Source organism: Streptomyces sp. NPDC023573 (assembly GCF_055559735.1).
Map to the genome: position 1 here is coordinate 380,254 of NZ_JBVHKB010000006.1, position 13,875 is coordinate 394,128.

Consider the following 13,875-nt stretch of genomic DNA (forward strand, 5'->3'; position numbering starts at 1 on the left):
GCGGTCAGGACGGCCTGATACGGCCCTCCGGCGCTCTCGCCACCCGCGTGGAAGGAGCCCGGCGGCGCCGGCCCTCCACGGAACGGGGCCGGCGCGCCGCGGCGGGTCAGCCCGGCCAGACGCCGGTCAGGCGACGCGTGGCCACGGCGCCCGAGCGGTCGACGGCCGCCTTGACCACGGCGAAGATGGCACCCTGCAGCGCGGCGGCGAGCAGGATCTGCCGCCAGGACCGGTCTTCGTCCGTCGCATCGGGTGCGTCGCCCTCGCCCTCGATGATCTTCCACGTCTGCTTGAACGCGGCACCCGCGATCATGCCGCTCGCCGCGCCGAGGGCCATCCCGACCGGCTTGTAGGCGATCTTGGACACGTTCATCGGCGTCCCCGGCGGCGCCGCACCAGCAGGACGGCGGCGAGCAGCGCACCACCGGCGAGAAGCGGGTTGCGGTGGGCGCGTGCGAACGACGTGGCACGGCCCGCCTTGTCGAGCAGCGGGTCGGGTGCCTTGTCCGCCGCGTACTGTCCTGCCCGGGTCGCGGTCTCCCGTACGTGGGACGCGGCCTCGGCCGCCTTCTCCAGGACGGGTTCAGGTGTCTTGTCCTTGACGAGCCGCGTGGCCTGCTCCGCCTTCCCGCGGACCTGATCGGCCACCAGGGCGGCCTTCTCCGCAGCCTGTTCCTTCGCGGCGCCCGCCTTCTCCCTCGCCTGTGCCTTGACGTCGGCCTTGGCCGCCAGTGCCTCGACGGTCTGCCCGAGTTCGTCCCGGGTGCGCTCGACCTGTTCGCGCAGCTCCTCGGGGTTCGAGGCATCGGGGACGGGAGTTCCTATGTTCGTCCGGGATTCCTTGCTCATCGATGTGCCTTTCCCTTGATCTCGGCCAGATCGGCCTTGACGCTGCCGACGGTCTGCTCCGGGGCGGGGGAGCCGGCCTCGGCGATCTGCTTCTTCCCTGCCAGTGCGGCCGCACCCGCGGCCACGGCCAGCACCGCCGTGACGACGAGAGCCGACGCCCACAGCGGCAGCACCAGTGCGAGAGCCACGATGCACGTCGCCACCAGCGCCTGGGCCGCCAGGAAGCCGACGAGGCTCGCGGCGCCGAAGAGGCCGCCGCCCTTCCCGAAACGCTTGCCCTTCTGGGTCATCTCCGCCCGGGCCAGCCGCATTTCCTCGCGGACCAGCTCCGATATCTGCTGCGAGGCGCGCGAGACCAGGACACCCAACGAGTCGTCGGTGGGGTCGGTCTGCCGCTCTGCCGTGCTCATGGCCAGGTCACCTTGCCTTCCTCGGTCTGTCGGAAACATCGGCCGCCCAGGGCGCCGTCCGTCCGGTGAGGCGGGACCGGTGGGCCGCGTAGAGCCGCCATGCGGAACCTCCTCGTCGAGCCGTGTGTGCGGACGTCTCGGCTCGACTACCCCACAACCGCTCCAGCACCCGTCCCACCGGCAAGGGCGTCCGGACCGCGCCGCACGCGTTAGTCCAACACCCGCCCCTCCTTTGTCCATGGGCGCGTCAACCCCGGGCAGCGCATCTTGGCGTGCACAGATGCCGTCCAGCGCCAGGAGAACGAGCATGCACGCACAAGATCCCGGACCGAGCCGCAGGACCGTGGTGGCCACCACCGCACTGGCGGGGGCCGGACTGGCCCTCGCCGGCCCGGGCGCCGCGTTCGCGGCACAGCGGGAGACCGTGCTGCGCTCCCGCGAACTGGAGGTGCGCGTCGATCCGGACTTCCCGCGCATCGTCTCGTACACCGACCGTGCCGCGGGCGCCGTACTGCACGGTCAGGAGGACCCCGTCACCTCCGTGCTGATCGACGGCACCGCCCGTACCCCGCGGGTCACCTCACGCTCCGGCCGGGACACGGCGTCGTACACCCTCGCCTTCGACGGCGGCACCGAGATCCGGGCCGAGATCCGCGTCACCGGCCGCCGGGTCGAGTGGCGGGTCACCAGGATCACCGACACACCGGACCTGCGCGTCGGTACGCTCCAGATCCCGTCGCTGGCGTTCCTGTCCGTACGCAGCGACCAGCCGGGCGCCGCGCTCCTCGCCGCCCGGATCCAGCTCGACAAGGCCACGAGCGGCGACACCCTGGTCGCGCTCACACCGGACACCGCACCCGACGCCGCGCCGACCGGCTGCGCGTACGCGGTCGTCGCCCACGACCGGCTCGGTGGGGCCCTGGAGACCAACACGACGTACGACAAGCCCGACAGCGCGCCCGGCGCCAACTGGGAGAACGGCCGGCTGTGGCGCCGGACCGTCAGGAAGGACGGCTACGTCAAGGCCGAACTCGCCTGCGGGCAGTGGACGCACAGGGCCGCGACCGCGCCGCCGGACGCCACCGAGCCGCTCCCGTACGCCACGGTGATCATCACCGGTGACCGCAACGGCGACGGCGTCGTGGACTGGCAGGACGCCGCCATCGCCTTCCGCGACATCATGGTCGACCCGCTGGGCGCCGACGAGCAGCATCTGCGCGTCGTCCCGCACATTCCGTTCAACTTCGCCAGCCAGGCCACCAACCCGTTCCTCGTGACACTCGACAACGTCAAGCGGATCTCCCTCGCCACCGACGGCCTGCGCCAGTACACGCTCCTCAAGGGGTACCAGTCGGAGGGCCACGACTCGGCCCACCCCGACTATGCGGGCAACCACAACGAACGCGCGGGCGGCCTGAAGGACCTCAACACGCTCGTGAAAGAGGGGCGCGGTTGGGGGAGCGACTTCGGCGTCCATGTGAACGCCACCGAGTCCTACCCCGTCGCGAACGCGTTCTCCGAGACACTCGTGGACAAGAGCGACGAACAGTGGGACTGGCTCGACCAGAGCTACCGCATCGACCAGCGGCGAGATCTCGTGTCCGGCGACATCATCAAGCGCTTCCAGGACCTCAGGGACGAGACCGACCCCGCCCTGAACATGCTCTACATCGACGTGTTCCGCGAGTCCGGCTGGACCTCCGACCGGCTCCAGAGGGCCTTGCGTGAGCAGGGCTGGCAGGTGACCACCGAGTGGGGCCACGGCCTCGAACGCTCCGCCCTGTGGTCCCACTGGGCCACCGAGACCGACTACGGCGCGGACACGTCCCGGGGCATCAACTCCCAGCTGATCCGCTTCATCCGCAACCACCAGAAGGACGTCTTCGCCGACAAGTGGCCGACGCTCCTGGGGATACCGCGCACCGGTAACTTCGAGGGCTGGGTCAACAAGACCGACTGGAACACCTTCTACCGGCAGATCTGGACCGACAGCCTGCCCGCCAAGTACCTCCAGGCCTACCCGGTCAGAACCTGGGGCGCCCACGAGATCACCTTCTTCGGCCCGACGAAGACATCCGTGGACGACACCGACGGCACCCGCCGCATCATCACGGACAGCAGGGTCGTGTACGAGGGGGGACGCTATCTGCTGCCCTGGGAGCCGCGCGAAGCCACCGACCCGGACCGCCTCTACCACTACAACCCGGCGGGCGGCAGCAGCACCTGGCGGCTGCCGCGCGGCTGGGCCGGACGGTCGAAGGTCTACGTCCACCGGCTCACCGACCAGGGACGGACGTCCGTCCGCGAGGTGCCCGTCCGCTCGGGCCGCGTCACCATCGAGGCCGAGGCGGAGCAGCCGTACGTCGTCCACCGCACCCGGATGCCCGCGAACCGTGACCCGCGATGGGGGCAGGCGACACCCCTCCACGACCCCGGCTTCAACTCGGGCTCCCTGGAGGGCTGGCACGTCGACGGTCCGGCGTCGGTCGAGCTCAGCGACCTCGGCGACTACGAACTGGTCGTCGGCGCCGGCCCCGCTGCGGCCGTCGGCCAGCGGATCGCCCGCCTCGCACCGGGCACCTACGCCGCCTCCGTCCAGGTGGAGGTGGGGGAGAAGGCGGGGGAGCGGCGACGTGCCGCGCTCACCGTGCGCACCGCCGACGGCACCACGGCCGGGAACTGGACGGACTCCTCCACCGCCGTCAACCTCGTCGCGGCGGACCGCAAACACGACACCCGCTTCCAGCGCATGTTCACGTACTTCACCGTGCCGGACGGCGGCGGGCCCGTGGACCTCACCCTGCGCGTCGACGCCGGGGACGCCAGGGTCCGCTTCGACAACGTGCGGATCGTCGCGGCGCGGCGCACCACCAAGGCCGGAGCCGTGGCCTTCGAGGACTTCCAGCACGTGCCCCAGGGCTGGGGGCCGTTCGTCAAGGGCGACGCGGGCGGCTCGACGGATCCGCGCACCCACATCGCCCAGCGGCACGCCCCCTTCACCCAGCGCGGCTGGAACGGCAAGGCCATCGACGACGTCGTCGACGGAACCCGGTCGCTGAAGTCGCGCGGCGAGAACGACGGCCTCGTCTACCGGACCGTCCAGCACACCGTCCGCTTCGAGGCGGGCAGGCGCTACCGGGTCACCTTCCGGTACGAGAACGAGAAGGCCGGCCAGTACGCGTGGATCACCGGGGCCGACGCACCGGCCTCCCGCGAGCTCGACCGCAAGGACCTTCCCGTGGCCACCTCACCGGCCGTGCTGAGTTACGAGTTCACGGCGCCGTCCGAGGGGGAGACCTGGGTCGGTCTGCGCAGGACCGGTGACGACGGGACGGCGGAGTTCGTCCTCGACTCCTTCGAGGTGCGGGAGGTGTGACGGGCCGCCGCCCCGCGCCCGGCGCCCACGAGGGTGCGGGGCGGCCGGACCCCGACGACCGCGGCCGCGCAGCCGGCGGGCCGGGCCTCGTGCACGGAAATCATCCGCGTCCGCAGCCCGTGCCCAGGCCCGCGCCGGTCAGAGCAGAGCTCACGTCCCACAACCGCGCCGCGACCGAGCGGTCGGCGAGATGAGCCCACACCGCCTCACGCCGGGGCTCACCGCGCAGCCCGAAGACGCGCGGCCCCCACAGCTCGCCCCCGCACACCGCGGGATCGAGCACCGCGCGGACCGCGGGCCACGCACCGGCGTCCTTGCCCTGAAGGAGAAGGGCGGCGGGCGCCGCGCCCAGCCGCGCGCCGGTGGCCCGCACATGGACAGGGGGCCGTGAGGGGGTGAGGGAGTCGAGCGCCCCGCCGGGATGGGCCAGCACGCTCGACACCGTGCTGCCGGCGGCACGCAGACGGCGGTCGAGTTCGAGGCCGAAGTACATCTGTGCCAGCTTGGAGCGGCCGTAGGTCCGCCTGGGCCGGTAGTCCTTCCGGGACTGCAGGTCGTCGAGGTCGAGCCGTTCGGACTTCGCCGCGAAACTGCCCATGGTCACGACCCGGGCCGCCGGGGCGGCGGCCAGCAGCGGCATCAGCGCATGGGCCAGGGCGAAGTGCCCGAGGTGATTCGTGCCGAACATGAGCTCGTGACCGTCCACGGTCTCCTCGCGTGGCGGGTCGTCGAGCGCGACGCCGGCGTTGAGGACCACCGCGTCGAGGCACTCCACCCCCAGTGACTCCACCGCCGTTCCGAGCGACGACAGGTCGGCCAGGTCCAGTCGCACAGCCCGTACCCGCGCGCCGGGGACACGCATGCGGATCGTGGCCATGGCGGCCTCGGCCCTGGCCGGACTCCGGCTCCCGAGGACGACGGTGGCACCGGTCGCCGACAACTGCTCACCGACGAAGTACCCGATCCCGGCGTTGCCGCCGGTGACCAGGAAGACGCGGCCGTCGGCGCCGGGCGGCCGCCGGACGTCCCAGGGCGGGACGGAGGATGTGAACGACACGGCGACGGGCTCCCTTGTTCGCGAAGGAGACTGCGGCTGCTCCCTCGGGCAGTTCCCACCGTCCCAGGGGCCGCCGACACATCGCCTACGGATCGCCGACAGCCCCGCCTGGCGGCCTGCACTCCCCGGACGCGGTGCGGGCCCCCGTCGCACCGTTCCGCGGGCACGGCCTCAGCCGATAGTCAGCCGGCGGTCACCCGAGCGCTCCAGCTCCAGGACCCACACCTCGTTCAGCCCCTCCCGCAGCAAGGGCCCGGGAACGTACAGCGACACCTGGGGCCCCGCGCTCCAGTAGCGCCCCAGGCAGAAGCCGTTCACCCAGACGAAGCCGCGCTCCCACCCCGGCAGGGCCAGCCCCGCGTCACCCGGACCGCGCACGTCGAACGATCCCCGGAACAGGCCCGCGGCGCCCTCCTGCGGAGTCCTGAAGGGCACCTCTCCCAGTGCGTCCGCGCCCTCGAACGCGTCCAGGGCGAGCCCCCGCGCCCGCACACCGTGCAGGTACTGCCGCTCGTGCAGCACACCCCCCGTGATCCCCTTCGGCTCGGCGAGACGCGGCCCGTAGTTGACCCGCCCCAGCGACTCCACCCACAGCTCCACCTCCGCCGGACCCGCCACCGGCCCCTCCAGCGCCGTGTACGAGCCGGCCTCGGCCGCTCCGCCGCCCAGCACTCCCGCCCGCACCCCGTCGACGTACACCACCGCCCGGTCCCGGAGCCCGGTCACGCCCAGCGGGTACGGCGGACGCGGCCCGGGCACCTCCACCCGGTAGCGGACCACCCCCCGGTCCACTCCCAGCTCCTCGAACGTCGGCGGCACCGCCCATCCGGCCTCCGGACCACCGAGGGTGTCCATGACGTCCCCCAGGGGTGCCCACTCCACGAGTTCGGCGCTCACAGGGCCGGCCGGTGCGGCGGGCGGAGCGGGCACGTCGGGCAGCTGGGCACCCTCCTCGCGGTAGCGCGCGAGGATCTCCCGGAACAGCCAGAACTTCTCCGTGGGCCGGCCGTACTCGTCGACGGGGGCGCCGTAGTCGTACGACGTGACGATCGGCTGGAGCTCCCCACCGTGCATCTCGCCGGCACGGTTCGCCCCCGACCAGCCGCCGAAGTTCGTACCGCCGTGCGCCATGTAGATGTTGACGGACGCGCCGCACCCGAGGATCTCCTCCAGCGCCGAAGCCGCGTCGGCCGGCTCCCGTACCACCGGCTCCCCGCCCCAGTGCCCGAACCAGCCGCACCAGAACTCCATGCACATCAGCGGTCCGTCCGGGCGGTGCCGCCGCAGCGTCTCGAACCCCTCCCGGGCCCCCGAGCCGAAGTTCGCCGTCGCCAGCACCCCGGGCACCGAACCGCCCGTCAGCATGTGGTCCTCCGGGCCGTCGGAGGTGAACAGCGGAACCGTCACACCGAGCTCGCGCAGCAACTCCGTCAGACGGCCCAGATACACCTGGTCGGAGCCGTAACTGCCGTACTCGTTCTCGACCTGCACCATGATCACCGGGCCGCCCCGGCCGATCTCCCGCCGCACCACCTGCGGCAGCAGCCGCCGGAACCACCGCTCCACGTGCCCGAGGTACTCCGCGTCGCGGGTCCGCACCCTGCTGCCCAGCGCCCCCGTCAGCCAGTGCGGCAGACCGCCGTTCTCCCACTCCGCGCAGATGTACGGCCCCGGCCGCACGATCGCCCAGAGCCCCGCCGCGTCCGCCGCGTCCAGGAACCGGCCCAGCGCCTCCACGTCACGGTGGCGCCCCTGCTCCGGCTCGTGCAGATTCCACGGGACGTACGTCTCCACACAGTTGAGACCCATGGCACGCAGCATCGTCAGGCGGTGCTCCCACTGGCCCTCGTGCACCCGGAAATAGTGCAGAGCACCCGACAACAGCCGTACGGGCCGCCCGTCCAGCTCGAAATCCCGCTCGCCCACCGTGAACTCAGCCATGGTCCCCGCCTCTCGTTCCACCGCTTCCCACCTCACCCTCTGGCGGCGGAGCGGTCCATGGACAAAGATCAGCTCTGTTTGGACACAACGGAAGGCCGGACCGACCGGACGGGGAGGAGACGGAACCGGATGTACCACACCTGGATGCGCTATTTCACGCCGAGCCCCACCCACCACAAGCTGGGGCTGGTCTGCCTCGGAGTAGGCCTCCAACACGGCACACTGCCCGCCGTCGGGCCCCGCACCCTCGACCACCACGTCGCCGTCGTCATCAGCGCCGGCAGTGGCTGGTACCGCCGCCCGGACGGCGGACGGACCGCCGTGACGGCGCCCGCGCTGATCTGGCTCGTACCGGGCATCCCGCATCACTACGGTCCCGATCCCGCCACCGGCTGGGACGAGAGCTTCGTCGACTTCACCGGGCCGGCCACCGTCCCGTATACCGAACTCGGCTACATCGAGACCGACCGCCCGGTCGTCCCCCTCGCGGACACCGCGTCCGCCCGCGCCGCCGTGAGCCGGATCGCCCGCGCCGCCCGCCTCGGCAACCCCCTCCTGGAAGTCGAGACCGGCGCCGCCGTCCATGAACTGCTCGTCGCCCTGCGGCGCGCCCGCGCCGATGTCGGAGCCGACGGGGACCCCGTGCTCAACGCCCTCGCCCGCGACGCCTTCCAGCCCCTGTCCGTCGCCGAACACGCCTCCCGCCACGGGATGACCCCCGCCGAGCTGCGCACCGCCGTACGCCGGGGCGCCGGATGCAGCCCCAAGGACTACCTCCTCGGCATCCGGCTCGGCCGGGCCAAGGAACTCCTCGCCACCACCGAACTCCCCGTGGCCGCTGTCGCCCGCCGCGTCGGCTACGACGACCCCGCCTACTTCTCCCGCCTCTTCACCCGCCGCGTCGGCATGGCCCCCGTCCGTTTCCGCGGCCGGCAGGGCCGGGCGGTCCCCGGCGGCTGGAGCGACCGGATCCCGGATCCCGCGCACCCCCCGACCATCACCGCCCAGCACGCACCCGCCGACGGCCCGGCCGTGCTCCCTCCGTCCCGTGTGGCGGACGCAAGGGGCACGGCGCAGACTGGCGAGTGAGGACAGCAGCCCGAAGGGGCCTGGGACAATGGGTGACTACGCGGACCTTCCTGGTGTCAGGACGTGGTACGAGACCGAGGGGACCGGCAGCCCGCTGGTCCTGCTGCACGGCGGCTTCTGCACCAACGAGACCTGGGGCGAGCTCCGCACCGCCCTCGCCGGCGCCCATCGTGTCCTCCTGCCCGAGCGGCGCGCGCACGGGCACACCCCGGATGTCGAGGGGCCGCTCACCTACCAGGACATGGCCGACGACACGGTGGCATTCCTGGAGACGGTCGTGGGGGAGCCGGCGCATCTCGTGGGCTGGAGCGACGGGGGAGTCGTCGCGCTGCTCGTCGCGGCCGCCCGCCCGGACCTGGTGCGCAAGGCCGTGGTGATCGGGGCGAACTTCCGGCCCGGCCCCGAGTGCTTCGTCGAGCCGGCGATGCTCGACGCGATGACTCCGGACGGGCAGGACCTGGCGTTCTTCCGGGAGCTGTACGAGGCCGTCACACCCGACGGCGCGGGCCACTGGCCGGTGGTGGCGGCGAAGATGACCGACATGTGGCGCACCCAGCCGACGCTCACCACCGGGGACCTGGCCCGCATCGAGGCGCCCGTCCTCACCATGGTGGGAGACGACGACCTGATGACGCTGGAGCACACGGCGGCCCTGTACCGCGCGATCCCGGGGGCGCAGCTGGCTGTCCTCCCCGGCGCCTCCCACCTGGTGCCGCTGGAGAAGCCGGCCCTGGTCGGCCGGCTGGTCCTCGACCATCTCGCCCAGGACGAGGTGGCGACGATGATGCCCGTCCTGCGCGCGCCGACACCGCCGTCCCCCTGAAGAACCCGCCTGCGCGCGACCGTTGACACCCGTCACCACCCGTCACTACCGTCACGGCAGGATTTCGGACGCCCGACGAGATTTCGAACGTGACGAAGAGGCAACTTCCCCCGCAAGGAGCCGCATCGACATGACGATCAGCAGTGCCACGCGCGACGGCGGACTCGACCGCGCCGGCGAAGGCGGCCACCGGAGCAGGTCCGGACCCTGAGGTCCCGTTCGGTACGCCGACGACATCGAACGGAACTCGACACGCCTACGCGCTGTGTGCCGCACCGGCGCACAGCGGTACGGCCATTCCTAGGGGCCCACTGCATGCAGCAATCGTCTTCCCCCCACCAGCCGGCCGGCCTGCCCCGGAGCGTGAGCCGCCGCCGGCTTCTGGAGGGCGGTGCCGCCGGGTTCGGCGCGCTCGCCCTCTCCGCTCTCCCCGCGGTCCTCCCCACAGGCGCGGCCGCACGCGCCGACTCCGGTCCGCCCGCCGTGAACCCGCCGGCCAACGGCTACCCGGAGTGGAACAACAACATCGCGGTGTTCGACGTCGGTTCGGAACCGCCCCACACCACCCTCATGCCGTACGCGGACGTCTCACAGGCCTTGGCCTGCGACCGGACACGCTCCCCGTGGCGCCTCGACCTCGACGGCACGTGGAAGTTCGCCTACGCCGACCGCCCCGACGACCGCGACCCGGACTTCCACCGGACCGACCTCGACGACCGCACCTGGGACACCATCCCCGTGCCGTCCTGCTGGCAGCTGCACGGCTACGACTTCCCGATCTACTCCAACATCACCTATCCCTGGTCGGGCCCCAACGGCCTGGGGGAGGACGCCCAGCCGCCCTTCGCACCCACCCGCTACAACCCCGTCGGACAGTACCGCCGCACCTTCACCGTCCCCCGGGAGTGGGCGAAGCGGCAGGTCTTCCTGCAGTTCGAGGGGGTGAAGTCCGCACACTACGTATGGATCAACGGCAAGCCGGTGGGCTACCGCGAGGACTCCTACACCTCCGCCGAGTACGACATCACCCCGCACCTGGTGCGAGGCCGCAACCAGATCGCGGTGGAGGTCTACCGCTACTCCGACGGCGACTGGATGGAGGACCAGGACATGATCCGGCTGAGCGGGATCTTCCGCTCGGTGCACCTCTTCTCCACGCCCGCCGTCCACCTGCGGGACTTCAAGCTCGACACCCCGCTCAGCGACGGCTGCACGGCAGCCGAACTGTCCGTCACCGCCTCCGTACGCGCCTACGGCGACGCCCCCGGGAAGGGCGAGTACACCGTGGAGACCCAGCTCTACGACGCCGACGGGCACCCCGTCTGGTCCCGCCCGCTGAGGCAGCCCGCCGACCTCGGCTCCGCCCCGCCCGGACAGGACGTGACCGTGCGGTCGGCCAAGGCCGTGCCGAAGCCGGAGCTCTGGTCCGCCGAGCACCCGAACCTCTACACCGCCGTGCTGCGTTTGCGTGACCCGGCGGGCAGGGTGACCGAGACGCTGTCGCACCGGGTGGGTTTCCGGGAGTTCGCGATCGCGGACGGGCTGATGCGCGTCAACGGCAAGCCCGTCTCCCTGCGCGGCACGAACCGGCACGAGATGCACCCCGAGCGGGGCATGGCGCTGACCCGCGCGGACATGGTCACGGACATCGAGATCATCAAACGGCTGAACATGAACAGCGTCCGCACCTCCCACTACCCGAACAACCCGCTGTGGCTGGAGCTGGCCGACGAGTACGGGCTGTACCTGGTGGGCGAGACCAACCTGGAGACCCACGGCATCCGCGACACCTACCCCGGAGACCACAAGGACTGGACCGAGGCGTGTGTGGCCCGCGCCAGGAACATGGTCCACCGCGACAAGAACCACGCCTGCGCCGTCATCTGGTCCCTCGGCAACGAGGCCGGCACCGGATCGGCCTTCGTCGCGATGCACGACTGGATCCGCTCCTACGACCCCACCCGTGTCATCCAGTACGAGGGTGACGACCGGCCCGGGATCAGCGACATCCGCTCGGAGATGTACACCCGACCCGCCCAGGTCGAGCAGCGCGCCCGGGACACCACCGACACCCGGCCCTTCGTCCTGATCGAGTACTCCCACGGAATGGGCAACTCGAACGGCAACTTCAAGAAGTACTGGGACATCATCCGCAGTCACGACGTCCTGCAGGGCGGCTGGATCTGGGACTTCGCCGATCAGGCACTCACCTGGCCCACACCGGCCCGCAAACTGTTCACCGAATCCGGGCCCGGCGCCGTGCGCGGGGAGATACTCGCCGCCGGCGGCACCTTCGACCGGGACAAGGGCGTGTCCGGGGGCACGGTCTTCGCCCGGGACGCAGGCCTCGACATCACCGGCTCGCTGACCCTGGAGGCCTGGGTCACTCCGAAGGTGACCGGCTCCCATCAACCCGTCCTCGCCAAGGGCGACACCCAGTACGCGCTGAAGCAGACGGACGGCGACCTGGAGTTCTTCATCCACTCCGGCGGCCGGTGGACCACCGCGAGCTGGACGCTGCCGAAGGACTGGACAGGCACCGAACACCACATCGCGGGTGTCTACGACGCAGGGAAGTCCACGCTGACCCTCTACGTCGACGGCGAGACCAAGGCCACCGAGGCCGCGCCCCAGCCGCCCGGCAGCAACAACGCACCACTGGCGCTCGCCACCGACGCGGAGAACCCGACCCGCGAGTTCAGCGGCACGATCGGACGGGCACGCGTCTACGCCCGTGCCCTGAGCGCTGCCGAGATCGTCTCGGGCTCCCGGCGCGCCGACGACGACGGAGTGCGCTTCTGGTTCGACGCGGCCACCGTCGCCTTCGAGCAACGCAGGCCCACCGAGCGTACGTTCCTCGCCTACGGCGGTGACTGGGGCGACAACCCCAACGACGGCAACTTCTCCGGCGACGGGATCGTCACCGCCGACCGCCGGCACACCGGCAAGGCCACGGAGATCAAGCGGATCCACCAGGCGATCCACGTGACGGCGGACGACGCTCCCGGCGGGCGTTTCACCGTGAGCAACGAGTACCTCTTCACCAACCTGCGGGAATTCGACGCCGCCTGGGCCCTGATGGCCGACGGCAAGACCGTGCAGCGCGGAAGGCTCACCCGCGCCCAGCTGGACATCGCCCCCTCGGCCGGCAAGACCGTCACGGTCCCCTTCACCCTGCCCCGCGACCCGGTCCCGGGCACGGAGTACTTCCTCCAGCTGTCCTTCACCACCAAGGAGTCCACGAAGTGGGCGAAGGCCGGATTCGAGGTGGCCGCCCAGCAGATCGCCGTCGACGCCGGCAGCCCGGCCGTGACGCCCAGGCCACTGGATTCCGTACGCCCGCTGAGCCACCGGGACGGCGACGGCTCGGTGACGGTGACCGGTGAGGGCTTCTCCGTCACTGTCGACAAGAGCAGCGGTGTCATCACCACCTACGAGGCGGGCGGCGACCGGCTGATCGCCTCGGGGCCGGCCCCGAACTTCTGGCGTGCCCCGACCGACAACGACGTCGGCAACGGCCAGCCCGCCCGGAACGGCACCTGGCGCTACGCGGGCAGTGGCCGGAAGGTGACGGACGTCCAGGTGCGCGAGGTGGACGACCGGGCCGTCGAGATCACCGTCCGCGGCACCCTGCCCACCTCGACGGAGTCCACCTGCACCACGACGTACACGGTCTTCGGCAACGGCGAGATCAAGGTCGACAACACCCTGCACCCGGGCGCGGCCGGCCTCCCGTACATCCCCGAGGTGGGCACCCTGCTCCTCCTGCCCGGCAGGCTCAAGCACGTGCGCTACTACGGCCGCGGCCCGGACGAGAACTACTGGGACCGCGACAACGGCACCGACGTGGGGTTCCACGCCTTCACCGTCCCGGCGAAGCGGACCCCCTACCTCCGCCCGCAGGAGAACGGCAACAGGACGGACGTGCGGTGGGTGGCGCTGACCGACGGCAGCGGCAAGGGGCTGCTCGCGTCCGGCGAGCCGCTGATCGAGTTCAACGCCTCGCACTTCACCCCGGAGGACCTGTCTGCCGGTATCCGCCACGACTACCAGCTGACGGCCCGGGAGGAGGTCGTCCTGCGCCTGAACCACCGGCAGATGGGGGTCGGCGGCGACGACAGCTGGGGCGCGCACACGCACGACGAGTTCAAGCTGTTCGCCGACCGGGACTACGCGTACACCTACCGGCTGCGCCCGCTCAGTGACCCGGACGACGCCATGGCGGCTTCGCGCCGGCCCACGGCGACGGAGCCCGGCGCGTAGCCCGGTGACGATCCGGACGCGTCGTCACCGCGAACGGGACGGCTGAACCGTACCCGGCACGACGGCC

The 13,875-nt window shown here is 71.6% G+C and carries 9 protein-coding genes; 4 read left to right on the forward strand and 5 right to left on the reverse strand.

From position 1 onward, the window contains the following. Nucleotides 1–106: 106 nt before the first annotated feature. The 3 genes from ACZ32T_RS21770 to ACZ32T_RS21780 are packed head-to-tail and all read right to left on the reverse strand — an operon-like array spanning nucleotide 107 to nucleotide 1,259. Complete coding sequence (locus ACZ32T_RS21770; protein ID WP_356711177.1) at nucleotides 107–373, reverse strand: DUF4235 domain-containing protein; 267 nt, start codon at nucleotides 371–373, stop codon at nucleotides 107–109. Continuing rightward, nucleotides 370–849 (reverse strand): DUF3618 domain-containing protein, encoded by a 480-nt coding sequence (locus ACZ32T_RS21775; protein ID WP_467368431.1) that lies wholly within the window; start codon nucleotides 847–849, stop codon nucleotides 370–372. Before ACZ32T_RS21775 ends, ACZ32T_RS21770 begins: the two co-directional genes overlap by 4 nt. Next, nucleotides 846–1,259 carry a phage holin family protein gene (locus ACZ32T_RS21780; RefSeq protein WP_467368433.1) on the reverse strand — a complete coding sequence of 138 codons (414 nt, stop codon included), beginning with the start codon at nucleotides 1,257–1,259 and terminating at the stop codon, nucleotides 846–848. Before ACZ32T_RS21780 ends, ACZ32T_RS21775 begins: the two co-directional genes overlap by 4 nt. A gap of 307 nt (nucleotides 1,260–1,566) precedes the next feature. Between ACZ32T_RS21780 and ACZ32T_RS21785 the strand changes: the two genes are divergently transcribed. Then, on the forward strand, nucleotides 1,567–4,635 hold the full coding sequence (locus ACZ32T_RS21785) for an endo-alpha-N-acetylgalactosaminidase family protein (protein WP_467368435.1): 3,069 nt from the start codon (nucleotides 1,567–1,569) through the stop codon (nucleotides 4,633–4,635). Nucleotides 4,636–4,735: 100 nt separating this feature from the next. On the opposite strand, the gene ACZ32T_RS21790 is transcribed toward ACZ32T_RS21785, so the two are convergent. Both ACZ32T_RS21790 and ACZ32T_RS21795 read right to left on the reverse strand, forming a co-directional pair. After that, entirely contained in the window at nucleotides 4,736–5,692 is a 957-nt protein-coding gene (locus ACZ32T_RS21790; RefSeq protein ID WP_467368437.1) for an SDR family NAD(P)-dependent oxidoreductase, read from the reverse strand. Nucleotides 5,693–5,863: 171 nt separating this feature from the next. After that, nucleotides 5,864–7,633 carry a glycoside hydrolase family 35 protein gene (locus ACZ32T_RS21795; protein WP_467368439.1) on the reverse strand — a complete coding sequence of 590 codons (1,770 nt, stop codon included), beginning with the start codon at nucleotides 7,631–7,633 and terminating at the stop codon, nucleotides 5,864–5,866. A gap of 129 nt (nucleotides 7,634–7,762) precedes the next feature. Here ACZ32T_RS21795 and ACZ32T_RS21800 point away from each other — a divergent pair, with 129 nt between their 5' ends. The 3 genes from ACZ32T_RS21800 (at nucleotide 7,763) to ACZ32T_RS21810 (ending at nucleotide 13,808) form a co-directional block, all read left to right on the forward strand. Then, entirely contained in the window at nucleotides 7,763–8,722 is a 960-nt protein-coding gene (locus tag ACZ32T_RS21800; protein ID WP_467368441.1) for a helix-turn-helix domain-containing protein, read from the forward strand. A 28-nt stretch (nucleotides 8,723–8,750) separates the two neighbouring features. Next, nucleotides 8,751–9,545: an alpha/beta fold hydrolase gene (locus ACZ32T_RS21805; RefSeq protein WP_467269507.1), complete on the forward strand. Its 795-nt coding sequence runs from the start codon at nucleotides 8,751–8,753 to the stop codon at nucleotides 9,543–9,545. A gap of 315 nt (nucleotides 9,546–9,860) precedes the next feature. Next, a complete protein-coding gene (locus ACZ32T_RS21810; protein WP_467368444.1) occupies nucleotides 9,861–13,808 on the forward strand; it encodes a glycoside hydrolase family 2 TIM barrel-domain containing protein in 3,948 nt (1,315 codons plus the stop codon). Nucleotides 13,809–13,875 lie beyond the last annotated feature (67 nt).